This is a genomic window from Micromonospora sp. NPDC050200 (assembly GCF_040656135.1).
GTDB lineage: Bacteria > Actinomycetota > Actinomycetes > Mycobacteriales > Micromonosporaceae > Micromonospora.
The window spans coordinates 39608-64738 of the sequence record NZ_JBFALG010000021.1 but is presented as its reverse complement, the minus strand read 5'-3'; the positions used below and the strand labels follow the sequence as shown (position 1 = coordinate 64738).

Annotated in this window: 22 protein-coding genes; 15 read left to right on the top strand and 7 right to left on the bottom strand. The window is 74.1% G+C overall.

Features of this window, described 5'->3' with window-relative positions:
* Nucleotides 1-91: 91 nt before the first annotated feature.
* Nucleotides 92-607: a LytR C-terminal domain-containing protein gene (locus tag AB0I41_RS16350; protein ID WP_357107684.1), complete on the bottom strand. Its 516-nt coding sequence runs from the start codon at nt 605-607 to the stop codon at nt 92-94.
* A gap of 431 nt (nt 608-1038) precedes the next feature.
* Here AB0I41_RS16350 and AB0I41_RS16345 point away from each other — a divergent pair, with 431 nt between their 5' ends.
* Both AB0I41_RS16345 and AB0I41_RS16340 read left to right on the top strand, forming a co-directional pair.
* The gene (locus AB0I41_RS16345) at nt 1039-1335 is read left to right on the top strand and encodes a DUF4193 domain-containing protein (protein WP_046565779.1); all 297 of its coding nucleotides are present in this window, start codon (nt 1039-1041) and stop codon (nt 1333-1335) included.
* Nucleotides 1336-1814: 479 nt separating this feature from the next.
* Complete coding sequence (locus tag AB0I41_RS16340) at nt 1815-2540, top strand: hypothetical protein (protein ID WP_357107681.1); 726 nt, start codon at nt 1815-1817, stop codon at nt 2538-2540.
* A gap of 3 nt (nt 2541-2543) precedes the next feature.
* Here AB0I41_RS16340 and AB0I41_RS16335 read toward each other — a convergent pair whose 3' ends face one another.
* Nucleotides 2544-3038 (bottom strand): DUF3093 domain-containing protein, encoded by a 495-nt coding sequence (locus AB0I41_RS16335; protein ID WP_357107553.1) that lies wholly within the window; start codon nt 3036-3038, stop codon nt 2544-2546.
* Between the two features lie 90 nt (nt 3039-3128).
* Between AB0I41_RS16335 and dut the strand changes: the two genes are divergently transcribed.
* The 4 genes from dut (at nt 3129) to AB0I41_RS16315 (ending at nt 5643) form a co-directional block, all read left to right on the top strand.
* Nucleotides 3129-3656, top strand: coding sequence for a dUTP diphosphatase (gene dut, locus AB0I41_RS16330; RefSeq protein WP_357107550.1), 528 nt, complete (start codon nt 3129-3131; stop codon nt 3654-3656).
* Nucleotides 3657-3681: 25 nt separating this feature from the next.
* On the top strand, nt 3682-4350 hold the full coding sequence (locus tag AB0I41_RS16325) for a DUF3710 domain-containing protein (RefSeq protein ID WP_357107547.1): 669 nt from the start codon (nt 3682-3684) through the stop codon (nt 4348-4350).
* Nucleotides 4351-4582: 232 nt separating this feature from the next.
* Nucleotides 4583-4963: an OB-fold nucleic acid binding domain-containing protein gene (locus tag AB0I41_RS16320; protein ID WP_357107545.1), complete on the top strand. Its 381-nt coding sequence runs from the start codon at nt 4583-4585 to the stop codon at nt 4961-4963.
* Nucleotides 4960-5643 (top strand): DUF3159 domain-containing protein, encoded by a 684-nt coding sequence (locus tag AB0I41_RS16315; protein WP_357107542.1) that lies wholly within the window; start codon nt 4960-4962, stop codon nt 5641-5643. The genes AB0I41_RS16320 and AB0I41_RS16315 overlap by 4 nt, the downstream gene beginning before the upstream one ends.
* A 67-nt stretch (nt 5644-5710) precedes the next feature.
* On the opposite strand, the gene AB0I41_RS16310 is transcribed toward AB0I41_RS16315, so the two are convergent.
* Together AB0I41_RS16310 and AB0I41_RS16305 are read right to left on the bottom strand one after the other, a co-directional pair.
* Nucleotides 5711-6400 carry a TrkA family potassium uptake protein gene (locus AB0I41_RS16310; protein WP_357107540.1) on the bottom strand — a complete coding sequence of 230 codons (690 nt, stop codon included), beginning with the start codon at nt 6398-6400 and terminating at the stop codon, nt 5711-5713.
* Nucleotides 6401-6402: 2 nt separating this feature from the next.
* The gene (locus AB0I41_RS16305; protein ID WP_357107537.1) at nt 6403-7068 is read right to left on the bottom strand and encodes a TrkA family potassium uptake protein; all 666 of its coding nucleotides are present in this window, start codon (nt 7066-7068) and stop codon (nt 6403-6405) included.
* 162 nt (nt 7069-7230) lie between these two features.
* Here AB0I41_RS16305 and AB0I41_RS16300 point away from each other — a divergent pair, with 162 nt between their 5' ends.
* The 3 genes from AB0I41_RS16300 (at nt 7231) to dxs (ending at nt 12737) form a co-directional block, all read left to right on the top strand.
* Nucleotides 7231-9303 carry an APC family permease gene (locus tag AB0I41_RS16300; RefSeq protein ID WP_357107535.1) on the top strand — a complete coding sequence of 691 codons (2073 nt, stop codon included), beginning with the start codon at nt 7231-7233 and terminating at the stop codon, nt 9301-9303.
* Nucleotides 9300-10565 (top strand): TRAM domain-containing protein, encoded by a 1266-nt coding sequence (locus tag AB0I41_RS16295; RefSeq protein ID WP_357107532.1) that lies wholly within the window; start codon nt 9300-9302, stop codon nt 10563-10565. The genes AB0I41_RS16300 and AB0I41_RS16295 overlap by 4 nt, the downstream gene beginning before the upstream one ends.
* A gap of 222 nt (nt 10566-10787) precedes the next feature.
* On the top strand, nt 10788-12737 hold the full coding sequence (gene dxs, locus AB0I41_RS16290; protein ID WP_357107530.1) for a 1-deoxy-D-xylulose-5-phosphate synthase: 1950 nt from the start codon (nt 10788-10790) through the stop codon (nt 12735-12737).
* Nucleotides 12738-12857: 120 nt separating this feature from the next.
* Here dxs and AB0I41_RS16285 read toward each other — a convergent pair whose 3' ends face one another.
* Nucleotides 12858-14051, bottom strand: coding sequence for a hypothetical protein (locus AB0I41_RS16285; RefSeq protein ID WP_357107527.1), 1194 nt, complete (start codon nt 14049-14051; stop codon nt 12858-12860).
* Between the two features lie 382 nt (nt 14052-14433).
* Between AB0I41_RS16285 and AB0I41_RS16280 the strand changes: the two genes are divergently transcribed.
* The 3 genes from AB0I41_RS16280 to AB0I41_RS16270 all read left to right on the top strand — a co-directional run bounded on the left by AB0I41_RS16280 (nt 14434) and on the right by AB0I41_RS16270 (nt 18432).
* On the top strand, nt 14434-16218 hold the full coding sequence (locus tag AB0I41_RS16280; protein WP_357107679.1) for a hypothetical protein: 1785 nt from the start codon (nt 14434-14436) through the stop codon (nt 16216-16218).
* Between the two features lie 181 nt (nt 16219-16399).
* Complete coding sequence (locus AB0I41_RS16275) at nt 16400-17017, top strand: IS607 family transposase (protein WP_357107524.1); 618 nt, start codon at nt 16400-16402, stop codon at nt 17015-17017.
* The gene (locus AB0I41_RS16270) at nt 17014-18432 is read left to right on the top strand and encodes a transposase (RefSeq protein WP_357107521.1); all 1419 of its coding nucleotides are present in this window, start codon (nt 17014-17016) and stop codon (nt 18430-18432) included. The genes AB0I41_RS16275 and AB0I41_RS16270 overlap by 4 nt, the downstream gene beginning before the upstream one ends.
* A gap of 16 nt (nt 18433-18448) precedes the next feature.
* Here AB0I41_RS16270 and AB0I41_RS16265 read toward each other — a convergent pair whose 3' ends face one another.
* Nucleotides 18449-20320: a hypothetical protein gene (locus AB0I41_RS16265; protein WP_357107676.1), complete on the bottom strand. Its 1872-nt coding sequence runs from the start codon at nt 20318-20320 to the stop codon at nt 18449-18451.
* Nucleotides 20321-20436: 116 nt separating this feature from the next.
* On the opposite strand from AB0I41_RS16265, the gene AB0I41_RS16260 reads away from it, so the two are divergent.
* Both AB0I41_RS16260 and AB0I41_RS16255 read left to right on the top strand, forming a co-directional pair.
* On the top strand, nt 20437-21726 hold the full coding sequence (locus AB0I41_RS16260; RefSeq protein WP_357107518.1) for a PQQ-binding-like beta-propeller repeat protein: 1290 nt from the start codon (nt 20437-20439) through the stop codon (nt 21724-21726).
* Nucleotides 21723-23000, top strand: coding sequence for a PQQ-binding-like beta-propeller repeat protein (locus tag AB0I41_RS16255; RefSeq protein ID WP_357107515.1), 1278 nt, complete (start codon nt 21723-21725; stop codon nt 22998-23000). The genes AB0I41_RS16260 and AB0I41_RS16255 overlap by 4 nt, the downstream gene beginning before the upstream one ends.
* Here AB0I41_RS16255 and AB0I41_RS16250 read toward each other — a convergent pair whose 3' ends face one another.
* Nucleotides 23001-24194, bottom strand: a complete 1194-nt coding sequence (locus tag AB0I41_RS16250) for a C39 family peptidase (protein WP_357107512.1) — start codon at nt 24192-24194, stop codon at nt 23001-23003. It abuts the gene before it with no gap.
* Between the two features lie 129 nt (nt 24195-24323).
* Between AB0I41_RS16250 and AB0I41_RS16245 the strand changes: the two genes are divergently transcribed.
* Nucleotides 24324-24992: a response regulator transcription factor gene (locus AB0I41_RS16245; RefSeq protein WP_357107509.1), complete on the top strand. Its 669-nt coding sequence runs from the start codon at nt 24324-24326 to the stop codon at nt 24990-24992.
* Nucleotides 24993-25131: the final 139 nt, after the last annotated feature.

Sequence of the window (25131 nt, the reverse complement as noted above, 5' to 3'; positions counted from 1 at the left end):
GGGAGCGGGGGGGGCCCCGGGGGCGCCCCCCGCCGTCGGGACTGGTACGGCCACCCCGCCCGCCCGCCCGCCCGGCCGGCGGGCGGGCCGCTCATTTCTCGACCGGCATCGGGCAGGAGCCGGCCGGCGCGGCGGGCGCGCCCAGGTCGCCCAGGGACTGGTTGACCTCGGTGGTGGTGGCCAACTGCTGGAAGCCGTTGCCCAGCACGACGTCGACGGTGTCGTCGGTGCGCTTGGCGTCGTACTGGGCGTCGGCGTTGTCGAGGAAGTAGGCCCGCAGCAGGTGCGCCGAGCCCACGCCCTTGGGGCCGTAGCGCAGCACCGCCACCCCGTCGACGCCCTTCGGCGCGTTGCCGACCTTCTTCACCTGGAACTTGCGGTTGCGGAAGTCGTCGGCCACGTCCCCGGCCCGGCCCGCCTCGTCGCTGCCGTTCAAGACGTTGATCTTCACGTCCTTCTGCTCGCGCAGCCTGACGTCTGCGAGCGGCCAGCCCTCGGGGCAGCCCCCGGCCAGGCCCCCCTTGCTCTGTGTGTCCCGCACCATGGCGACGACCACGAAGACCAGGGCGACGACCGCCAGCAGACCGACGACTACGAGTGCTCGCACTCGCGCAAAACTCATCTGGGCGCTCCCCGGACAGTGGTGGGTGGCGGCGGCCGCGGCGGTCGGGCCGCCCCGCCGGCCGTCGAGTACGCCGCTGAGGTTAACGGTTGTCCGACCGTCGCGTGGAAACAGTCCGACATGCCGGCGCGCCATCCGGGAAGCGGGTACTACTACCCCTATCTTCGTGTCGCCTGAGTCACATTGGGAACAACTCGGGGTGCTGGGGCGTACATCCCAGCCACGAGGGCGGTATACATGCCTCGCCCGAGGGGGGTAAGGTTCCGCGCTCGCCGGGGGAGGCCCCTGGCGGTCTCGGCCCGAACGGCCGTCGGGTCGGGTGACCGACACAAAGTGTGGCCGGCCAGTGGGAACCGAAACAGCGTCGCCCGGTGTTAGCACCGGAAGCGACAACATCGATATGGGAGAGTGAACCGATGGCCACCGACTACGACGCTCCGCGTCGCGACGAGGTCGACCTCGGCGAGGACAGCCTGGAAGAGCTCAAGGCCCGGCGGGTCGACTCACAGTCGGGCGCCGTGGACGTCGACGAGGCCGAGGTGGCCGAGAGCTTCGAGCTGCCCGGCGCCGACCTGGCCGACGAGGAGCTGACCGTCAAGGTCCTGCCGATGCAGCAGGACGAGTTCCGCTGCGGCCGCTGCTTCCTGGTCCACCACCGCAGCCAGTTGGCGGTGGAGCGCAACGGCGAGCTGATCTGCCGCGAGTGCGTCTGACCCCGACCCGCACACCGGCGGCGGCCTCCCCGGCGGGGCCGCCGCTGTCCGAGCTGCCGTGCGGGGGCGGCGGGGAGCTGCTTGACTCGTAACGGGCGGTCCCCACGCCGACGGGAGCACGGGAGGTCGGGCGCATGAGCGAACGCGACGAGCGGGCCGGCAGGCCGGCGGGGGGGCCGCCGACCGGGCCGCCCCCCGGCACCGGGGCGGACGCCCGGACTCCGGCGGCGGCCACGACGCGCCCGGAGACCGGTGCCACCCATCGTCCGGACGGCGCCGCCCCCGGCGGCCCGGACCGCGGCGCCACCCGGGCCCCGCAGGCCGGCCCGGACGGCGCCGCCCCGGCGCAATCCTCCGGCGACACCGCGCAATCCTCCGCCGGCACCGCGCAAACCTCCGGCGACACCGCCGGCGGGCCCTCCGCCGGGGCCGGCACGCAGGACCCGACCGACCGGGCCGGTGACGAGCTCGGCGCCACGGTGGCGGCGCTGACCGCCGACGACATCGAGCCGGCCCGCCGCCGCCAACTGCTCACCCGGCTGGTCGGGCAGGCGCGCTCGCGTGGGCTGGCCGACCTGTTCAAGCCGAAGGCCGCGCTGCGGTGGATGACCGACACCGTCTCCGACGTGGCGCCGCACGTGCCGGTCCGGGACCTGGCCACGCTGCGCCGGCACTTCCCCGGGCTGGACGACGAGGCGCTGGCCGAGCGGCTGGTGCGCAACGCCGCCCGGGCCACCGCCGGGGTGGGCGCGGCCGGCGGCGGCATCGCCGCCGTGGAGTGGGCCGTCACCCCGACCCTGCTCTCCGCCCCCGTGCTGCTGGCCGCCGAGACGGTCGCTGTGGTGGCGATCGAGCTGAAGCTGATCGGCGAGCTGCACGAGGTCTACCACGTGCCGCTGCCCACCGGCGGCAGCCAGCGGGCGATCGGCCTGGTGCAGTCCTGGGCCAGCCAGCGGGGGATCAACCCGATGATGCCCGGGGCGGGCGTCGGCGCGGTGCTCGGCACCGCGGCCCGCAGGGAGCTGCGGGCCACCCTGCTCAAGCGGTTCGGGCGCAACCTGACCACGCTGGGCCCGTTCCTCACCGGAGCCGCCGTGGCCAGCTACCTCAACCGCCGGGCCACCCGGGCCCTCGCCGACCAGCTCCGCCGGGACCTGCGCCGGCAGGGCGGGGCGTTGCCCGGCGGCCGGCGGGCCCTGCCCTGACCGTCAGGCCGCGTCGCGGGCGGTCATGATCGCGCGGGCCAGCTCGACCGGGTGGCGGGTGCTCACCACCCAGAACGGGGTCGGGTCGGCGGGGTCGTCGAGCACCACCTGCACCGCGCCGCCGATCCAGGGCCGCTGCACCACGAAGGCGAGCGGGTCCGCCCCGACGCCGAGGACCTCGCGCCGCCCGGCCGCGTCCAACGGGACCGCGTCCGCCACGTACCGCACCGGCAGGTGGGCGTCGTCCACGAACAGTTCGCCGTCGCGGACCGCGACCCGGACCCGGCCCAGCCACCACAGCCCGGCCGCGGTCGCCGGCGGGAGCACCACGAAGGGCAGCCAGGCCCGCACCCCGGACGCGCCCATCCACACCTCGGCGGCCAGCAGCCCGGACAGGACCAGCCCGGCCAGCCAGAGCCACCAGGGCAGATCCAGCCGTTCGGAGTGCTCCGCGGCGGCCGCGGTGGACGGGGCCGGCGACGACGGGGAAGGCGACACGCTCACACCTGCGAGGGTACGGCGCGCGGCGGCCGTCCGACCCGGCAGGATGGCAGGGCCACCCCGCGAACCCGACGGAAGAGGAGCATCGTGACCCACGTCGTACCCGTGCCCGTGCGGCAGCTCGACCCGGAGCTGCCGCTGCCCGCGTACGCCCATCCCGGTGACGCCGGGGCCGACCTGGTGGCCGCCGCGGACGTCGAGCTGCCCCCCGGCGGCCGGGCCCTGGTCCCGACCGGGGTGGCGCTGGCGCTGCCGGAGGGGTATGTCGGCCTGGTGCACCCGCGCTCCGGCCTGGCCGCCAGGCTCGGCGTGACGGTGCTCAACGCGCCCGGTACGGTCGACGCCGGCTACCGGGGTGAGATCCTGGTCAACCTGATCAACCATGATCGGGACACGCCGGCGAAGATCTCCCGTGGCGATCGCATCGCGCAGCTCGTTGTCCAGCGGGTGGAGCGGGTCGATTTCCAGCCGGTGGTCGAGCTGCCCGGGTCGCGGCGCGGGGCCGGCGGGCACGGCTCGACCGGTGGACACGCCGGTCTGGTGCCGCCGTTCGCAGCCGGTCGACGGGAAGATCCCGACCGGGCGGGCGGACAGACGGAAGAGGTGGCAGGGTGAGTGCGAACAGCGGAGGGTGGGCGCAGTGATCTTCAGCCGGAAGCGGGCCGACGGCGGGCGGGGTGCCCGTGACGAGCGGGCCGCCGAGGTCCTCGACTCGTACGACGCCGAGCCGACGGGCCCGTCGCGTGGCCCCTACGACAGCTCGGAGGCGCCGGACGAGGTGCAGCGGCTCGACCTGGGCAGCCTGCACATCCCGGCGGTGCCCGGCGTCGAGGTGCGGGTGCAGGCCGATCCGCAGGGCGTGATCCAGCAGGTCGTGCTGGTGCACGGGGACAACGCCCTCCAGCTCGGGGTCTTCGCCGCGCCCAGGTCCGAGGGCATCTGGGACGAGGTGCGCGAGGAGATCCGCCAGTCCCTCTTCGCCGACGGCGCCGCCGCCCAGGAGGTCGAGGGCGAGTACGGCACCGAGCTGCACGCCCGGGTGCGTACCCCGGACGGCCTGACCGACCTGCGCTTCGTCGGCGTCGACGGGCCGCGCTGGATGGTCCGCGGGGTCTACCAGGGCGCCGCCGCCACCGACCCGGCCGCGGCCGGGCCGCTGGCGCAGTGCCTCGACGGCCTGGTCGTCGACCGGGGGCAGGAGGCGAAGCCGGTGCGCGAGCCGCTGCCACTGCGGCTGCCCCGCGAGGTCGGCGAGGAGGCCGCGGAGGGGGACGGCGGCGCCCCGGCGCCCGCCCCGCGCGAGGCCTGACCGGCACGGCAACGAGACCACTCACCGGGCCCGGCACCGTCCCCCGACGGAGCCGGGCCCGGTGCCCTGTCCCGCCGGTCACGGCCCGTTCCGCGCGCCCGGGCAGGCCCGCCGGACGCCGGACCCGTTCGGCGGGCCGGTTCGGCGTACGCTGGCGGGACGGTTCCGGCATTCCGGGGCCGGGCCAGTGCCGGCGCGGGCCGGTCAGCGTGGAGAGGGTGGCGCGGAGGTCATGACGACCGACGAGGGCCGGGTGTCGCTGCGGCGCATCCTGCGGCGGCTCACCGCGAGCGAGGCCGAGATCGAGGCGCAGGAGCTGCAACGGGAGAGCGCCGAGTCCGGCGGGGTGCCGGCCCGGCAGTGCATGCGCGGCCAGGTGGTCTCGGTCGCCGGTCGGCTCCGCACGGTGGTCTACACCCCGCGGACCAACCTGCCCACCCTGGAGGCGGACCTCTACGACGGCAGCGACGTGGTGACCCTCGTCTGGCTGGGCCGGCGGCAGATCGTCGGCATCGAGCCCGGCCGGCACCTCACCGCCCGTGGCCGGGTGGCCGTCCGGGACGACCGCAAGGTCATCTACAACCCGTACTACGAGCTGGAGTCGCCGAAGTGACGACGGGACAGTCCCCGGCCACCGAGCCGCAGACGCCTCCGGAGGACGACGAGCGGCTGCCCAGCCTCGCCGAGCAGATGGCCGACCAGCTCGGCGGCTGGCGGGGCCTGGTCGAGTCCAGCGTCCCCGTGGTGATCTTCGTGCTGGCCAACATCGTGGGCGAGCTGCGCCCCGCGGTGATCGCCTCGGTCGGGGTGGCGGTGCTGATCGCCGTCGCCCGGCTGGCCCAGCGGCGCCCGGTCCGGCACGCGGTCAACGGGCTCGTCGGCATCGGCATCGGCGCCTTCATCGCCTGGCGCACCGGCAACGAGCGGGACTTCTACCTCCCCGGCATCCTCTACGGCATCGGCTACGGGGTGGCCCTGCTGATCTCGGCGGCGATCCGCCAGCCCCTGGTCGGCTGGATCTGGTCGGTGCTGGTCGCCAAGGGGCGCGCCGAGTGGCGCGACGACCCCCGGCTGGTCCGCACCTTCACCCAGCTCACCGTGCTCTGGGGCGTGGTCTGGCTGGCCAAGGTCGGGGTGCAGGCCGGGCTCTACCTGGCCCACCAGGACACCGCGCTGGGCGTGGCCCGACTGGCGCTGGGCTACCCGCCGTACGCGCTGCTGCTGCTGTTCACGGTCTGGACGGTCCGCCGGGTGACCCGGCAGGCCGAGCCGCAGCCGCTACCGGGCGCCTGACCCCCGCCCGCCCCACCTCGCGGCGGTCGCCCGAACCACCGGCGGCGGGTCGCCGCCCCCGACCGGCTCAGCCGTTGCCGCGGGTCCGCTCGACGCTGTCCGCACCGAGGATCACCGTGCGGACGTCGTCCTCCACCTCGGCGGTGCACACGAAGATCAGCTCGTCGCCGGCCTCGATCGGGTCGTCCGGGCTGGGCACCAGCACCCGCTTGCCGCGCAGGATCGCCACCAGCGCGGCGTCCCGGGGGATCGGCACGGCGTGGATCGGCTGGCCCACGTAGGGCGCGGTCGGTGGCAGGGTGATCTCGACCAGGTTCGCCTCGCCCTGCCGGAAGGTCATCAGCCGGACCAGGTCGCCGACGGTGACCGCCTCCTCGACCAGCGCGGCCATCACCCGCGGCTTGCTGACCGCCACGTCGACGCCCCACTGCTCGGTGAAGAGCCACTCGTTCTCGGCCCGGTTGACCCGGGCGACCACCCGGGGCACCGCGAACTCGGTCTTGGCCAGCAGCGAGACCACCAGGTTGACCTTGTCGTCACCGGTCGCCGCGACGACCACGTCGCAGCCGGCGACGTTGGCCTCCTCCAGGCTGGTCAGCTCGCAGGCGTCGGCCAGCACCCAGTCGGCGGCGGGGACCCGGTCCGGCCGGAGCATCTTGGGCTGGCGCTCGATCAGCATCACCTGGTGGCCGTTGTCGATCAGCTCCTGGGCGATCGAACGGCCGACGTTGCCGGCGCCGGCGATGGCGATCCGCATGCTCAGAGCCCTCCTTCGGGCGGCGTCGCGGCCACCGCGGTGACCGAGGCGGCGATGTCATCGGTGACCAGCACGTAGAGCTGATCACCCTCCTGCACGACGGTGGAGGCGGTGGGCAGCGTGCCGATGCCGAAGCGGGTGAGGTACGCCACCCGCGCCCCGGCCGCCTCCTCCAACTGGTGCAGCGGCCGCCCGACCCACTCCTTGTGCACCGGCACCTCGATGATCGAGACGGTGCTGGTGGGGTCGCGGAAGATCTCGACGTTTCCCTCGGGGACCAGGTGCCGCAGCATCCGGTCGGCGGTCCACCGGACGGTGGCCACGGTGGGGATGCCGAGCCGCTCGTAGACCTGGGCCCGGCGTTGGTCGTAGATGCGGGCGGCGACCCGGGAGACGCCGAACGTCTCGCGGGCCAGCCGGGCCGAGATGATGTTGGAGTTGTCGCCGCTGGAGACCGCGGCGAAGGCGTCCGCGCGCTCGATGCCGGCCTGGCGCAGCACCTCGCCGTCGAAACCGGCGCCGGTGACGGTGATGCCGGCGAAGTCGGGCCCGAGGCGGCGGAACGCGTCGGCGTCCTGGTCGATCACCGCCACCGAGTGACCCCGGGACTCCAGGCTGTGGGCGAGGGTCGAGCCGACCCGGCCACAGCCCATGATCACGACATGCACGGTGTCCCTCCCAAAGGTGCCGCCCGTCGGCGCCGGTGGCGTCCCTTGCGAGCGTGCCACGTCCGCCGAGCCGACGGGGGACCGACCGTACCCCGCGGTTGCGCGTGGTGGTGATCAGGCACCCCCGACGGGTGGCGCGGGGTGGTCGTACTCTTAGCGCTTGTGGCCAGTCCCACCTCGCTGCTGAAGCGACTCCTCGTCGGTCGACCCTTCCGGTCCGACCGGCTCCAGCACACCCTTCTCCCGAAGCGCATCGCCCTGCCGGTCTTCGCCTCCGACGCCCTCTCCAGCGTCGCGTACGCGCCTGACGAGATCCTGCTGACGCTCTCCATCGCCGGCGCGTCGGCGTACCTCTTCTCCCCGTGGATCGGGCTCGCGGTGGTCGTGGTGATGCTCACCGTGGTGGCCAGCTACCGGCAGAACGTGCACGCGTACCCGTCGGGCGGCGGTGACTACGAGGTGGCCACGGTCAACCTCGGGCCGCGGGCCGGGGTGGCGGTGGCCAGTGCGCTGATGGTCGACTACGTGCTCACCGTCGCGGTGTCGGTCTCCTCCGGGGTGGCCAACCTCGGCTCGGTGCTGCCCTTCGTGAACACCCACAAGGTGCTGATCGCCGTGCTCGCGGTGACGGTGCTCACCGCGATGAACCTGCGGGGCCTGCGCGAGTCGGGCACGGCCTTCGCGATCCCCACCTACGGCTTCATCATCGTGATGGTCGGGATGATCCTCACCGGGCTGGTGCGGGTGTTCGTGCTCGGCCAGGACCTGCGCGCGCCCAGCGCCGACCTGGTGATCCAGGCCGAGCACAGCGTGACCGGGTTCGCCCTGGTCTTCCTGCTGCTGCGCACCTTCTCCTCGGGCTGCGCCGCGCTCACCGGTGTGGAGGCCATCTCCAACGGCGTGCCCGCGTTCAAGGCGCCGAAGAGCCGCAACGCGGCGACCACCCTGCTGCTGCTCGGCACCATCGCGGTCGCCATGCTGGTCGGCATCATCTGGCTCTCCCGGCTGACCCGCCTGCAGTTCGTCGAGGACCCGGGGACGCAGATCCTCTCCGGCCCGGACGGGTACGTGCAGAAGACCGTCACCACCCAGCTCGGCGAGACCGTCTTCGGCAACGGCTCGGTGCTGCTCTACCTGGTCGCCGGGGTGACCGCGCTGATCCTCTTCCTGGCCGCGAACACCGCGTTCAACGGCTTCCCGGTGCTCGGCTCGATCCTGGCCCAGGACCGCTACCTGCCCCGGCAGCTGCACACCCGGGGCGACCGGCTGGCCTTCTCCAACGGCATCGTCTTCCTCGCCGTCTTCGCCATCGTGCTGATCGTCGGCTTCCAGGCCGAGGTGACCCGGCTGATCCAGCTCTACATCGTCGGGGTGTTCGTCTCCTTCACGCTCTCCCAGGCCGGCATGATCCGGCACTGGAACCGGCACCTGCGCCACGAGCGGGACCCGGAGGCACGGCGGCGGATGATCCGGTCCCGGGCGATCAACGGCTTCGGCATGGCGCTGACCGGCACCGTCCTGGTCATCGTGCTGGTCACCAAGTTCCTGCTCGGCGCGTGGATCGCGATCGCCGCGATGGCGGTGATCTACCTGCTGATGCTCGCCATCCGCCGGCACTACGACCGGGTCGCCGCCGAGCTGGAGCCGACCGAGGTCCGGGGTGTGCTGCCCGCCCGCAACCACGCCATCGTGCTGGTCAGCAAGCTGCACCAGCCGACCCTGCGGGCCATCGCGTACGCCCGGGCCACCCGGCCGGACACGCTCACCGCGGTGACGGTGAACGTCGACGAGAAGGACACCCGGCAGCTCCAGGCGGAGTGGGAGCAGCGCGAGCTGCCCGTCCCGCTCACCGTGGTCGACTCGCCGTACCGGGAGATCACCCGGCCGATCCTCAACTTCGTCGCCTCCACCCGCCGGGAGTCGCCCCGCGACGTGGTCACCGTCTTCATCCCCGAGTACGTCGTCGGCCGCTGGTGGGAGAACCTGCTGCACAACCAGAGCGCGCTGCGGCTCAAGGGGCGGCTGCTCTTCGAGCCGGGCGTGATGGTGACCAGCGTGCCCTGGCAGCTCGCCTCGACCGCCAGCAAGAACCTGGACCGGCTCGACGCCACGCTGAGCCGTACCCCGGCCCGCGGGCCCCGGGTGGCCCCGCGGAGCACCCTGCCGCCGAGCGCGCCGCCGGTGGTCCCCGCCCCGTCCGGCGAGAGCGGCCCGTCGACCGGGGAGCGCCCGTGACCTCCGTGGAACGCGAGACCAGTGGCGCCGGAGAGCGGCGCGGACTGGAGGAGGCCGAGCGGGTCGAGTTGACCGTCGGCGCGGTCGCCCCCGGCGGGCACTGCGTGGCCCGGGTCGACGGGCAGGTCGTCTTCGTCCGGCACGCGCTGCCCGGCGAGCGGGTGGTGGCCGAGGTGACCGAGCTGCACAAGGGCTTCGCCCGTGCCGACGCGGTCGAGATTCTGACCGCCTCCCCGGACCGGGTCGAGCCGCCCTGCCCGTACGCGCAGCCGGGCCGCTGCGGCGGCTGCGACCTGCAACACGTCGCGCCCGCCGCCCAACTGGCCTGGAAGACCGCCGTGGTGCGCGAGCAGCTCACCCGCCTGGGCGGGCTCACCGAGGCCGAGGTGGACGCGCTCGGCGGGGCCGTCGAGGCGCTGCCCGGCGGGCCGCTCGGCTGGCGCTCCCGGGTCCGGTACGCCGTCGACGCCGCCGGCCGGGCCGGGCTGCTCAAGCACCGCTCGCACGAGGTCGTCCCGATCGACCGCTGCCTGATCGCCCACCCGGCGATCCGGGAGCTGCCGGTGCTCACCCCGTCGGGTGCGCGCTGGCCGGACGCCGAGGCGGTCGAGACCGTCGCCTCCACCGGCGGGGACGTCAGCGTCGCCACCGTCACCGACGGGGTGGCCACCGGGGTCAGCGGGCCGGAAAGCGTCCGCGAGGTGGCCGCCGGCCGCGACTGGACGCTGCCCGCCGCCGGTTTCTGGCAGGTCCATCCGGCCGCCGCCGACACCCTCGTCGGGGCGGTCCTCGACCTGCTCGACCCGCGTCCCGGCGAGTCAGCCTGGGATCTGTACGGCGGGGCCGGGCTCTTCGCCGCCGCCCTCGCCGGCCGGGTCGGCCCGCAGGCCCGGATCACCCTGGTCGAGTCCTCCGCGCAGGGGGTCGCCGCCGCCCGGGAGAACCTGGCCGACCTGCCCCGGGTGGAGGTGGTCGCCGCCCGGGTGGAGACCGCGCTGGCCCGCCGCCGGGTCACCGGCCCGGTCGACGTGGTGGTGCTCGACCCGCCCCGCTCCGGCGCGGGCGCGCCCGTGGTGCGGGACGTGGTCGCCGCCGGGCCGCGCGCCGTGGCGTACGTGGCCTGCGACCCGGCCGCCTTCGCCCGGGACGTGCGCACCTTCACCGGGCTGGGCTGGCGGCTGGCCGCGCTGCGCGGGTACGACCTGTTCCCGATGACCCAGCACGTGGAGCTGGTCGGCCTGTTCCTGCCGCCGGCCGGGTGACTGGCCTGACCCGATGAAGATCGTCGGGTTGATGTCCGGCCCGGTCACCGGCGCCCGGCGGGCGGCGGTGACCGGGCTCCTGGACCCCGGCCGGGCCGCCGCACGGGGCCACCCCGCCCGCGCCGCCGCGGCGGCTGGTCGTCGACCGGTGAAGCTGGGAGCTGGCCGGGACGATCCACGGCCGAGCTGCGGTGCGGTGGGCGGCCGATAGACTCTTCGGTCATGAGCGTTGAAGAGGACACGGCCAACCACGGTCGGCTGCTGGGCACCGTCCGTGGCCCGCAGGACGTCAAGCGGATGACCGCCGAGCAGCTGGACATCCTCGCCGCCGAGATCCGGGACTTCCTGATCGCCAAGGTCTCCCGCACCGGCGGGCACATCGGCCCCAACCTCGGTGTGGTGGAGCTGACCCTGGCGATGCACCGGGTCTTCGACTCCCCGCGGGACCGGCTCCTGTTCGACACCGGCCACCAGGCCTACGTGCACAAGATCATCACCGGCCGGCAGGACGGCTTCGACAAGCTCCGCCAGCGCGGTGGCCTCTCCGGCTACCCCAGCCAGGCCGAGAGCGAGCACGACCTGATCGAGAACTCGCACGCCTCCACCGCCCTGTCGTACGCCGACGGGCTGGCCAAGGCGCACGCCCTGCGCGGCGAGCAGCGCAGCGTGGTCGCCGTGGTCGGTGACGGCGCGCTGACCGGCGGCATGTGCTGGGAGGCGCTGAACAACATCGCCACCGCCGGCAACCCGCTCGTCATCGTGGTGAACGACAACGGCCGGTCGTACTCGCCGACCATCGGCGGCCTCGCCGACCACCTCTCCTCGCTGCGGCTCAACCCCGGCTACGAGAAGGTCCTGGACACCGTCAAGGACGCCCTCGGCTCCACCCCGCTGGTCGGCAAGCCGATGTACGAGGTGCTGCACGCGGTCAAGAAGGGCATCAAGGACGCGGTCGCCCCGCAGGCGATGTTCGAGGACCTCGGCATCAAGTACGTCGGCCCGGTCGACGGGCACGACATCGCCGCGGTCGAGTCGTCGCTGCGCGCGGCGAAGAACTTCGGCGGCCCGGTGATCGTGCACGCGGTCACCCGCAAGGGCTACGGCTACCGCCCGGCCGAGGAGGACGAGGCGGACTGCCTGCACGGCCCCAGCGCCTTCGACGTCGAGACGGGCCAGTTGGTCGCCGCGCCCTCGGTGAAGTGGACCCACGTCTTCGCCGACGAGTTGGTCAAGATCGCCGACGCGCGGCCGGACGTGGTCGGCATCACCGCCGCGATGGCCGAGCCGACCGGGATCGCCAAGCTGGCCCGCAAGCACCCGAACCGGGTGTACGACGTGGGCATCGCCGAGCAGCACGCCGCCACCTCGGCCGCCGGCCTGGCGATGGGTGGGCTGCACCCGGTGGTGGCGGTCTACGCGACCTTCCTCAACCGTGCCTTCGACCAGGTCCTGCTGGACGTGGCGATGCACAAGCTGCCGGTGACCTTCGTGCTGGACCGGGCCGGCATCACCGGCCCGGACGGGCCGAGCCACTACGGCATCTGGGACATGTCCGTCTTCGGCGTGGTGCCCGGCCTGCGGATCGCCGCACCCCGGGACGCCGGCAGCCTCCGCGAGGAGCTGCGCGAGGCGGTCGCCGTCGACGACGGCCCGACCATCCTCCGCTTCCCGACCGGCACCGTGGCCGCCGACCTGCCGGCCGTACGTCGGGTCGGCACGGTCGACGTGCTGGCCGAGTCGGCGCGTACCGACGTGCTGCTGGTCGCGGTCGGCTCCTTCGGGCAGCTCGGCATGGAGGTCGCCGCCCGCCTCGCCGAGCAGGGCTACGGCGTGACCGTGGTCGACCCGCGTTGGGTGCGCCCGGTCCCGGCCGAACTGGTCGAGTTGGCCGCCGGGCACCGGCTCGTAGTCACCGTCGAGGACGGCGTCCGGGTCGGCGGCGTCGGTGACGCGCTCGCCCAGGCGATGCGGGACACCGACGTCCGGGTGCCGCTGCGCGACCTCGGCGTGCCCGCCGACTGGCACCCGCACGGCACCCGCGCGCAGATCCTCGGCGACCTGCGGCTGACCGCGCAGGACGTGGCGCGGGACGTCACCGGCTGGATCTCCGGCCTGGACGAGCAGCCGGTGGAGCAGGTCCGGCTGCAGGCCAGCGAGGCCAGCTCCAACTGACGCACCCCGACGGGCGGTCCCGGAGTTCCGGGACCGCCCGTCGCCGCGTGCTCTCCCGCCGGGCGTCCGAGGACGTGCGAACGTACCGGGTGGGACCGGACGGGCGGGCGTGGGGGTGGGTCAGCGGCCGCCGACGGAGCGGTAGTAGGTCTTCTCCGCGCCGGCCAGGCTGAAGGTCTGCTTCGCGTCCGGCATCGGCACCACCGCCAGGCCGGGGCGGTCCACCAGCCGGGGGGTGCCCGGCGGCACCGAGAGCGAGGCGTCCCGGTTGCCCCGCCAGGTCAGCACCACCAGCGGCTGCCCGGGCACCGGCAGCACGTACGTCTGCAGGGGGTTGGACCGGTCGGCCGGGGAGACCACCGGGGCGCCACCGTCGGCGGGGCGGTAGACCACCGCGGTCATCGTGCCGGCGTCCGTCTCCCAGGTCAGCTGCTCCAGGTCGCCCGGGTCGCCGCCGCCCAGCGCCATCTCGCCGATCGCCCGGACGGTCACCTTCTCCATCGGCCACGACTCCGGGACGGAGCGGGGCGCATCCCGGTCGCCGATCCGGCGCGGAATGCTCCCGAAGGGGCCCCGCTCGTCGGCGAGCACGCAGGTGTCCAGCCCGTCCAGCGCCCGGCGGCCGGAGCCGGTCTCGTCCCGGACCAGCGGGTAGCGGGGGGCGGCGGTGGCGGCGCCGAGGTCGAGCAGGCGCTCGGCGGCGCGGCCGCGCGGCAGCGACTCGGTGGCCCGCAGCGACGCGGTGACCGGCACCGCCGCGCAGGCCGGCACGTCGACCGGGCGGCTCAGCCCGTCGGCGAGCACCAACGCCCGGCCGTTCGGCCCGAGCAGGCGCTCCACCCGGCCGGAGGCGAGGTAGCGCCGGCCGTCGGCCACCTGCACCGGCAGGACGTCGGCGTAGGCGAGGTAGCCGGGGTCGCTGTACTCGCTGGCCCGGGTGACCGCGTACCGACCGCCGTCGCCGGTGAGCTGGAGCAGCCAGGACGCGCCCTCGCCGGGCACGTCGGCCGCGACCAGGGCCAGCGGGGCGCCGTCGACCTCACCGGACCAGAGAATGCCGGAGGAGGGCAGGTGGGCCCGGTCGTCGATCGGCGACCGCCAGGCGCGTACCGCCTCGGTCACCGCCCTCGTCGCGGCGGCGTCCCCGGCGAGCGAGCCGCGCGGCGGCCAGACCGGCAGGGTGCCGTCCAGGCTGTCGTAGCCGACCCGCAGCTCGCGGGCCGAACGGTCGGCGACCGGGCCGCAGGCGGTCAGGGCCAGCACCATGGTGAGCAGTGCGCTGGCCGTCGTGCCGCGGCGGCGGACTGAAACCACCTGGGCGCCCTCCGATCGCGTCGCCGTCGTCCGTGGAAAGCCCACATGGTACGCAACCGTCGGCAAGCGCTTCGCAGGCCTGTCCGCCGGCCACAAGGGACAGCAGCATGAATTCCGGACCATTCTTCGGCTCCGGTAGACTCCGCCGACTGTGACGTCTGTCGAGCCCCGTGGCGCCTCCGCACTGGACCCCGACGCCCTCACGGGCTCCGCCCGCGGCGCCACGGCGACCGCGACGGCCCCCCCGGCACCGGTCTTCGACACACCGCCGGTGGACGCGCCGGCTCCGGCCCGGACAGCGCCGGCCGTCGACGCGCCGACGAAGGGCGTACCCGGAAAGCGGCCGGCGACCGAGGGCGTACCCGGGACGCGACCGGCGCCGGTGGACCGCGCCGGCGCGGCGGCGCCCGCGCGGCGTCGGCGGTGGCGCTGGACACCCCGGCGCAAGGACCTCGCCGTCTACGGGATCTTCCTGCTCGTCGCGCTCTGGGTGACCAGCCAGCTCTGGGTCGACCCGGCCGGCCGGGTCGCCGCGCTCTACAGCAGCGACCCCGCCCAGGTGCAGTTCTTCCTCGCCCACTCGGTCCGCGTGGTGCTGCACGGCGAGTTCCCGTTCTTCACCGACCAGTTCAACTACCCCGACGGCGTCAACCTGATGGCCAACACGGCGGTGCTGGCGCTGGGCATCCCGATGGTGCCGGTCACCCTGCTCTTCGGGCCGGCCGTGTCGTTCGTGTCGCTGGTCACCCTCGGCCTCGCCGGCACCGCCGCCGGCTGGTACCACGTGTTCTCCCGGCACCTGGTCCGCCGGCGGCTGGCCGCCGCGGTGGGCGCCTGGTTCTGCGGGTTCTCACCGGCGATGCTCTCGCACGCCAACTGGCACCCCAACATCATCTCCCAGTTCCTGCTGCCGTTCATCGTCTGGCGGGTGATGGTGCTGACCCGCTCCACCCGGCCGGTGCGCGACGGCGTGCTGCTGGCCCTGCTGGTCACCGCGCAGGCGTTCGTCAACGAGGAGATCCTGCTCTTCACCGCGCTGGCCTGCGGCGTCTTCCTGGCCGCGATGGTGGCGCAGCGGCCCGCGCTGTGGTCGGCGGCCTGGCGTCCCCTCGCCAAGGGGCTGCCGGTCTGCACGGTGGTGGCGGGCGGGCTGCTGGCGTACCCGCTCCACATCCAGTTCGCCGGGCCGATGGCGTACCACGGGCTCAGCGACGCGGTCCGCGACTACGGCAACGACATCGCCGCGTTCTTCGCCCCCGGCTCGCCGACCTTCGGCGGCAACGAGCGGGCGAACGTCAACCTGGCCCCGAACTACTCCGAGGAGAACGCCTTCTTCGGCTGGAGCCTGTCGCTGCTCGCGGTCGGCATCGTGGTCTGGCTGCGCCGCGAGGTGCTGGTCCGGGCGCTCGCCGCGACCGGGTTCTTCTTCGCCGTGCTCTCCCTCGGCGAGCGGGTGTCCTGGTGGGACCGGGACCTCTTCACCGGCCCGTGGGACCTGCTGGTCCGGCTGCCGCTGCTCGACGCGGTGGTGCCGACCCGGTTCGCCCTGATCACCAGCGTGGTGATCGGCATGCTGCTGGCGCTGGCCGTGCAGCGGGCCTGGACGCTGCGCGGCGCCGAGTGGCGGCACGCGAAGACGGTCACCGTCGCCGCGCTGGTGCTCGCACTGCTGCCGATCGTGCCGATGCCGTTGCAGGTGACGTCCCGCCCGCCCGTACCGACCTTCATCACCGCCGACCGCTGGCGGCAGTACGTCGGCCCGGACCAGACCCTGGTGCCGGTGCCCGTGCCGAGCATGGGCAACACGCACGGGATGCGGTGGGCCGCCTCCACCAACCTCGACTTCAAGATCCCCGGCGGCTACTTCCTCGCTCCGCGTAACGGCAACACCGGCGACCCGGGCCGCTTCGGTGGCCGGCCCAGCGGCATCGGCGCGCTGCTCGACGAGGTCGCCACCACCGGGCGTACGCCCAAACTCGACGACCGGCAGCGCCGCCGCTGCCTGGACGAGCTGCGCCACTGGAACGCCGCGGTCATGGTGCTGCCGGTGCACCACCAGCACGCCGAGCCGCTGCGGCGCACCGTCGAACAGTTGGTCGGCCCCGGGAAGCGGGAGCTGGACGTCTGGGTGTGGGACGTCCGGCCGCTGACCGCCCGTACCGCCTGAGGCCCCGCCCGCGGCCGGACCGTTCCCGCCCGGCCATTCCCGGAGCCCGCCGGTCGGGCCGCCGGCCGGTGCGCGCGCAGCCCTGCTGCGCGCGCCCGAGGTCCCGGCGGCCAACCGGGTCGCCGGGGAGCAGGTAGTAGTGGGTTGCTTTCCTTTCTAGAGCTGTCCATAATTGACTGTTGTGGGTAGTGTGTATCGGATCGGCGAGTTTGCCAAGCGGGTGGGCCGTTCGGTGAGTACGGTGCGTCGGTGGGAGGCGGAGGGTCGGATCGTGGCCCGTCGTCTGCCGTCGGGGCAGCGGTATTTCGACGATTCGGATGTGCGTAGGGTGCTGCGGCCGGGTTTCGACGCCGGGCGGCGGAAGGTTGTGGTGTACTGCCGGGTCTCGTCGTCGGGTCAGAGGTCGGATTTGGCCTCGCAGGTGGCGGCGATGCAGCAGTTCTGCCTGGCTCGTGGTCTGGCCGTGGATGAGTGGGTCAGCGAGGTCGGCGGCGGGATGGACCTGCGGCGGGAGAAGTTCCTGGCGTTGATGGACGCTGTCGACCGGGGTGAGGTCGCCACGTTGGTGGTGGCGCACAAGGACCGGTTGGCCCGGTTCGGCTTCGACTTCCTGGAGCACGTGGCGGCCCGCAACGGCTGCGAGATCATCGTCGCCAACCAGGAGTCACTGTCCCCACAGCAGGAACTGGTGGAGGATTTGGTGGCCATCGTGCACGCCTTCTCCGGTCGGCTGTACGGTCTGCGCCGCTACGAGAAGGAACTCGAAGGGGCGGACTTGACCGTGGAGGGCGGCCGGTGAAGGTCACCCGGATTGCTTACTCGGCCCGGCTGAATCCGGGCAAGTACGCCGCCCTGGTGGAGCAGGCCCGTCGGTTGGGTCGGGTGCGTAGCGAGGTGTGGCAGCGTTACGGCTCGATCGCCGGTGTCGGGTCCGGGCTGCGGGATCGGCAGGTGCGGGACCGGTGGCTGGCTGACGGCACACACGCGTTGTTTGGTGTGCTGGCGAATGCGTGGAAGGAAACCGTCCGCGACGCGATGGCCGACATCGCGGCGAACCTGGCGGCGGCGAAGGTCGAGGTGCATCGGGCGATCGGTCGGCGTACCAAGGATCCGCTCGAGCGCAAGCGGATGTTCACGGCGTTGCGGGCGGACCAGTGGGCCGGTGACCCGTTCCTGGCTCGGCAGATGCGCAAGCATTGGAAGCGGGGACGCAACCGCACGGATGATCAGATCGTGGTGCGCGCCGACAAGTACAACACCGCCGTCGATGGGCGGGGCCGGTTGTGGCTGGCGGTCCCCGGTCTCGAGCCCCGCAAGATGGTCAGGATCCCGCTGTCCACGACGGTCGCGCCGACGGGTACCTTGCGGCTGATCCTGCGCGGCGGCCGGGTCGAGGTGCACTACCAGATCGACGCATCACAGATGAGGTCGTCGCAGCGGCCGTGCGGCGACCGGACGATCGGCGTGGACAAGGGCTACACCGAAGCCCTCACTGACTCCGACGGCGCCCCCCACGGCTGCAACCTCGGCGTACTGTTGGCCAGCGAGTCGGACCGGTTGAAGGAACGTAACCGGCGGCGGGCGAAGCTGCGCTCGGTCGCGAACACCGCCGCCCTGTGTGGCGATCACGCGAAAGCGCACCGGATCAAGGTCAACAACCTCGGCACGGTAAAGCGGGATCGGCAGGCGGCCCGGCACCGGGCGCGGGTGCGCACGGAGATCTTCACCGCAGTGCACGAGGTCGTGAACAAGGCCACCACCGTGATCGCCGAAGACCTGACCAAACGCTTCACCGGCCGCAAAAAGCTTCCTAAGAACATCAACCGGCGTCTCGCCGCGTGGACCAAAGGAGTCACCGCCGAGGCCCTGAAAAGCGTGTCGGAGCGTAGAGGTTCTGCGCTCGTTCCCGTCAACGCCGCCTACACCTCACAAACCTGTCACCGCTGCGGCCGGTTCGGCCGACGCAGCGGGGACCGGTTTCACTGCACCGGGTGCGGGGTGGTGTGGCAGGCCGACGTGAACGCCGCGATCAACATCCTGCACCGAGCCGGCGATCCCGACATCGCCCTGCACACCCCATACCACAGGGTGAAGCAGATCCTGCAGGACCGGACCGATCGCCACCGGACCAGACTGCCGGTCCAGGACTCCAGCCCAGCCACCCCTGGACGGAGAGCGAACCATCCGAACCGCTCAGCTATGAGCAAGGAGTAGGAAGCAGGGTGTGCGGTCAGCCGACCAGCGGGCGGACGTCCCAGAGCCACACGTCGTCGACCCGCTGCGCCGGCCCGACCAGGCCGGTCACCAGCTCGCGCAGCACCGCCTCGCGCGGGTGGGCGCCGAGCACCACCACCGAGGCCTTCCAGTAGCGCAGGTCCTCGACCGCCTGGCGGCGGTTCTCCTCGGTCAGCGCGGGGACCGTGCCGGTGTCCATGGTGGAGTAGATCAGGGTGCTGGTGGGCCGGTTCGGCGCGCCGAAGGCGCCCGCACCGTCCAGGTTGGGCCCGATGAAGTAGCCGCCCGGCACTGGGAACTCGTGCCCGGTCAGCACGCTCCAGCGCAGGGTGGGCAGGCCGTGCACGTTGCTCGGGATCGGCACCGGCACCAGGGTCCGTCCCGCCGGGACGTACGGGCGCCAGCCGCCGGCGGTGATGAAGTGCGGCGGCGGGTCCACCGGCTGTGCCGGCAGCGGGCGCGGGAACAGCGGCAGCACGGCGAGCGTGACCGCCGCGTACCCGGCCGGCCCTACCCAGCGCCGCCGGGCCCGCGTGGCGGTGGTCGCCGCCGGGCCGACGTCGTCGGCCGCCGGGCGGGGCGCCGGGATCAGGGCGCGGCCGTGGCGCGCCGCCGCGTCCCAGCCGAGCGCGAGCAGGACGCCGACCGCCGCCGTCACCACCAGGGCGAGCCGGGTCGGCATCATCATCTCCACCAGCGGCAGGTCGTCCGGGATGTACGCCCACGGGCCGTCGACCGCGGTCTCCACGCCGTCGAAACGCACCTTCGGGCCGATCGCGGCGACGGTGAATACCAGCACCAGCACGCCGGCGAGCCGGGTCGGCAGCGAGCGACGCCAGAGCAGCACCAGGGCGACCAGCGCCACCAGCACCAGCGGCCAGCCGAACCAGGTGTTCTGTTCGGTCAGGCCGATGGTCTTCTCCACCGCCTCGTCACCGGCCACGGTGTCCCGGGGGAAGGTGACGAAGGCCATCAGGTCCTCGCCCCAGTTGTGGAACACTCCGCCCTGCAGGCCCCGGTAGGACTGCGGGCCGTTGAACTGGTACCAGATGGGGTAGGCGGTCAGCAGCAGGGCCAGCCCGCCGCCGAGGCCGAGCGCGGCCAGGAAACCGCCCGCCCGGGCCCGGGCCGCGCGGGGCCGCTGCACCGCGTACGCCAGCACCACCACCAGGCAGGCCAGCGCGGTGAGCAGCAGCATCTCCTCGTTGAGGAAGATCTGGTACGCCACCAGCAGCCCCAGCACGACCCCGTCGCGCCGCCACCGGCCCGGCTCGCCGAGACGCAGCACCCGGGCCACGATCACCGGCAGCAGGAAGTTGGAGACGAAGTTCGGCTGCCCGTTGGCGTGGTGCACGATGCCCGGCGCGAAGCCGAGGAAGGCGCCGCCGACGAAGGCCGCCGCGCGCGAGCGCACCAGATGGCGCGACAGCATCCAGTACGAGGTGGCCGCGGTCGCGGCGAGCGCGCCACCCAGGTAGAGCGCGTACGTCACCTGTGGACCGAAGAGGAGGGTGACCGGTGCCAGCGGCAGGGTCATGCCCAGCAGCGAGGTGTTGGCCATCATGTTCACCCCGTCGGGGGCGTTCTGCCGGGCGCTGAACAGCGGGTTCTCCAGGTGCCGCACCGAGTACGCGCCGTGCTGGAAGAGCCACTCGAACCAGCTGTGGTCGGTCGGCAGGTGCGACGAGACCCGGTGCTGCACGTCCACCCAGTAGTTCAGGCACACGAAAACGCCGAGCAGCACATAGGCTCCGATGGCCAGGACGTCGGCCCGGTTGGGGCGCCGACGCGGCCGCCGTGTCGGGTCGGCCGCGACGGGCTCGACCGCGTCTGGCGCGGACGTCGGGTTCAGCGAGGGGTCTACCACCGGCACAGCCACGACGGGCCATCGTACAGGCGGTGCTGGGTGGCATCTGCCGGGCCGGTGGGGCGTCCCCAGGGCGCGCCGAGGGCCGGTGGGCGGCGGGCGGTGGGAGGACGGGCGTGGCGCTCATCGATCTGGGGGACGTCCGCGAGGAGGCCGGGCCCGAGCCGATCCGACGTCCGCCGCGCGCCGTCGGGCGGCCGGCGAGGGTGGCGGCAGCACTCGTGCTCACCCTCGTCTCGCTGGGCGGGGCCGCCCCGGCGGCGCGGCCGACCAGCTTCACCGTTCCGGCCCGGCCCACCACCACGGCCTTCGTGCAGGACGACCGGCTGTTCCTGATGGAGCCGGCGGACGCCCCGGCCGGGCGGGGCGGGCAGTTGACCGCGTACGCCGTGCCGGCGGCGGGGAAGGGCCCGATCGCCCCGCTGTGGCGGGCGTCGCTGCCGGCCGCCCGTCCCGACGGGGTGGTCTTCGTCCAGGGCGACCTGGTGGTGGTCACCGGCGGTTCGTTCGCGGACGGGCCGCGCCGCACCGTCGCCTTCGACCTCGGCACGGGGCGGCTGCGCTGGCAACGGCCGGGGGACGCGGTGCCCGCCGGACCGGACCTGCTCGTCCTCGACCGGGACGGGGAGGAGCCCGGCACGGCCAGCTCCGTCGACCCGGCCACCGGCCGGGCCCGCTGGTCGGTGCCGGCGCCGGCGGACGTGACCAGCTACCGCCACCGCGCCGACGGGATCGACCGGCTCGTGGTCAGCCCCTCCTCCGGGCAGGTCGAGGTCTGGGACGTCCGCAGCGGGGCGCGGCTGCGCAGCGCGGACGTCCGCCCCGGCGAACTGCCCGTCTACCACTGGACGCAGCCGGTCGACGACCTGCTGCTGATGGTCCGGGACAACGCCGCCCTGGTCACCGCGTACGGGCTGGACGGGCTGGACCGCCGCTGGGAGATCCGGCTGGGGCTGGTGGCGTACTTCCGCGCCTGCGGGCCGCTGCTCTGCGCGTACGGGCAGACCGGCGGCATGTGGGCGCTCGACCCGGCCACCGGGGCCGTCCGGTGGCGGGCCACCCGCTGGCACATGGCGCTGACCGAGCAGGACGGTCGGCTGCTGGTCGCCGCCCCGGGCGCCGACGGGCAGGACTCCTTCGCCGTCCTCGACACGGCCACCGGCCGGCTCGTCGCCGACCTGGGCACCTGGAACCTGGCCGGCGGGTATCCGCCCGACGGCCGGCTGATCGCGGTGCGGCCCGCCGGCGACGACCGGCTGCTCGTCGCCGAACTGGACGTCACCAACGGCCGGGCTCGCCCCCTCGACGTGCTCGCCGGGGTCGCCGGCGACTGCCGGGCCGGCACGCGACTGCTGGTTTGCCGCCGGGGCGACGGCGCCTACGGGGTGTGGCGGTTGGACCGGTGAGCGTCATCGACCTGGGCGAGCTGAGCCGGACCGCCGAGCCGGTCCGGCCGTCGCGACCGCCCCGGCCGGTCGGCCGCCCGCTGCCCGTCGCGCTGGTCGCGCTGCTGGCCCTGCTGAGCCTGGCCGGGGCGGCGCCCGGGCCGCCGCGGCCCGCCCGGCTGGCCGTGCCGGCCATCGCCGAGACCGGTCCCCTCGTCGCCGGCGACCTGCTCGTCCTCCCCGTGCCGATCACCACCGCGTCGGGGACGCTGCGGGAGCTCACCGCCGTGGGGCTCGCGGACGGGCGGATCCGGTGGCGGTCACCGCTGCCCGTCGGGCACCAACCGGTCGTGCTGGCCGAGGTGGGTGGGGACGTGGTGGTCACCGCCGACCCGGGCGGTGAGCCGGTGTCCGCGGTGCTCGACCGGGCCAGCGGGCGGGTGCGGTGGCGCCAGGCCGGCGTCGCGGTGCCGACCGGTGACGGCGGACTGCTGCTGGAGGACGCGGAGCCCGACCGCATCGCCGTGCGGGGCGTGGACGTCGGCTCCGGGGCGACCCGCTGGTCGGCCGTCATCGGCCCGGGCACGATCGGTTACCGCCATGACGACCGGGGGATCACGCAGATCGTGCTGGTTACCCACTCCGGCCGGGTCGAGGTGCGGGACCGGGACACGGGCCGGCTGGCGGTGGCCTTCCGGGTCCCGCCGGCGCGCGGCTCCGTCCACGACACCACGCGGGTCGCCGGCGACATGCTGCTGATCGACGGTGACCAGGGCCAGCTCGCCGGCTACGGCCTCGACACCGGGAGCCTGCGCTGGCAGGTGCCGTTCGACCCGGACACCTCCTTCGCCCAGGCCTGCGGCGACGCGATCTGCGTGGGGCAGCCGCCCGGGGTCCGGGTATACGACCCGGCCACCGGGCGGCTGCGCTGGGTCGACGACCGGTGGTACCCCGCTTGGCTGGTCGACGGCCGCCTGCTGGCGGTCAGCTACGACGGGGAACGGGAGAGCTTCGGGCTGCTCGACCCCGCCACCGGTCGGGTGCTCGCCGCGCTGGGGCCGTGGCAGCTGGTCGCCTCGAAGGTGTCGGGCGGGCGGCTGGTCGAGCGACCACTGCTGGTGACCCGTGCGGTCTCCGGCGGCCGGCAGCTCCTGGGCGAGCTGGACGTCGGCACCGGCGAGGTGCGGGCCCGCGACGTGCTGCCCGGCGGCTGGGAGCTCTGCTCACACCGGGGGCGCACCCTCGTCTGCCGGCGCTCGAACGGGGAATTCGGGGTGTGGCGGCTCGGCGGCTGATCACCAGTTCGGCTGGGCGGGCGGCGCGGGCAGCGGCACCGACGCCGGGTGGATCACGTACGCCGCCCCGCCGCTGCCGTCCTGCCAGGCCGCCTCGAACCGGGCCCGGTCCACGGTCCGGCGCACCGACCCGTCGTCCGGGGCGTACGGGTCGTTGAGCACGGGATCGCCGGCGTCGGTGAAGCCGGCCAGCACCATCAGGTGTCCACGGGTGTCGTAGTCCAGCCCGGGCACCTCGCCGGAGTGGAACGCCGCGGAGACCACCAGCGGTACGCCGGCGGCCACGAACGCCTCCGCCTCGGCCAGTGAGCGCAGCCGGGTGACGAACGCCTCCACCCCGTGCAGTCCGGCGTACGCGGTGTTGAACGCCCAGTTGCCGGCCCCCGCGTACGCGTGGTCGTAGCAGTGCCGGGCGGCGTGCACCACCACCGGGCGTGGGCCGGGCGGCTCGACCCAGGCGTACCGGTCGGGTGCCGGCCCGGCGCTCCAGAAGGCGAGCACCATGGAGGTGCAGGTGGGGCTGCACCAGGAGTCCCCGCCACCGCCCCAGCGCGACTCGCCCCCGGCGTGCCGGCGCTGGGAGTAGCGCGGCACGTCCAGCACCACGCCCCGCGCGCTCACCGCGCCCGCTGCCGGCCCGTCGGCCGGCGTGCCGGTCGGCCCGTCGGCCCCGCGCGCCGGCCCGGAGGCGACCGCGCCGACCGTGCGCAGCACCGGGCTGGTCGCCGCGTCCGCCGGGCGCAGCAGGGTCACCCGGACCTGCCAGCCGGTCACCGTGGCCTCCCCGACCACCAGCGTGTCGGTGTCCACCCGGGCGTCGGGGTCGCGCTGCCCCGGCACCGAGGCACGCCGTACCGTCTCCTCGCCCTCTGCCCAGCGGGCCAGCACGTACCAGCCGGTGGCCGGGGCGTCCGCGTGCCAGCCGCGCAGTTCCACCTCGATCCAGCAGCCCGGCGGCGTCCGCGCCGTCCAGGAGGGCACCGCCTCGCGGACGGCGAAGCCGGCCGGCACCGGGGGAGAGGTCCAGCTCCCGGCCTGGTACGTCCCGCCGTCGTGCTCCCGCCGGTCGACCGGGTCGGCCAGCTCCAGCCCTCCGGCGGTCGCCCGCACGCCCACGCCGGTGCCGAGGCGCGCGTCGACGGCGAGGCGGAAGCCCCGGTAGGCGATGTCCCGCCCGGTCGGTGTCGCGGTCACGGCCCTCCCCTGCGTAGATCAGCGCCGAAAGCATCCCGTACGCCGGAGGTTTCCTGCAACGCAGGCGGCCGCCGATGCCGGTTTGGCGGCCGGCACTAGGTTGTCGAGCAGGTCGGCGAGGAGGTCGGGATGCGGGTGCTGGTGGTCGAGGACGAGCGGAACCTCGCCGACGCGATCGCGCGTGGGCTGCGCAAGCGCGGCATGGCGGTCGACGTGGCGTACGACGGGGACGCCGGCCACGAGGCCGCCTTTGTCACCCGGTACGACGTGGTGGTCCTCGACCGGGACCTGCCCGGCGTGCACGGCGACCAGATCTGCGCCGACCTGGCCGCGTCCGGCACCCTGACCCGGGTGCTGATGCTGACCGCCAGCGACAGCGTCGCCGACCGGGTGGAGGGGCTCGGCCTCGGCGCCGACGACTACCTGCCCAAGCCGTTCGCCTTCGACGAACTGGTCGCCCGGGTGCAGGCGCTCGGCCGGCGGGCCACCCCGGCCGCCCCGCCGGTGCTGGAGGTGGGCGACGTGGTGATCGACCCGGCCCGCCGGGTGGTCACCCGGGGCGGATCGCCGGTCGACCTGACCAACAAGGAGTTCGGCGTCCTCTGCGAGCTGGTCAAGGCGCGCGGCGCGGTGGTCTCCAGCGAGGAGTTGCTGGAACGGGTCTGGGACGCCAACACCGACCCCTTCACCACCATCGTCCGGGTCACCGTGATGACCCTGCGCAAGAAGCTCGGCGACCCACCGCTGATCGAGACGGTCGTCGGCGCCGGCTACCGGACCGCTGAGGTGGCGGTGTGAGCGCGAGGAGTGAGCCGGGTTTGCGGGCCCCGCAGTCGCGAACTGAGGTGGCGGTGTGAGCGCGAGGAGTGAGCCGGGTTTGCGGGCCCCGCAGTCGCGAACTGAGGTGGCGGTGTGAGCGCGAGGAGTGAGCCGGGTT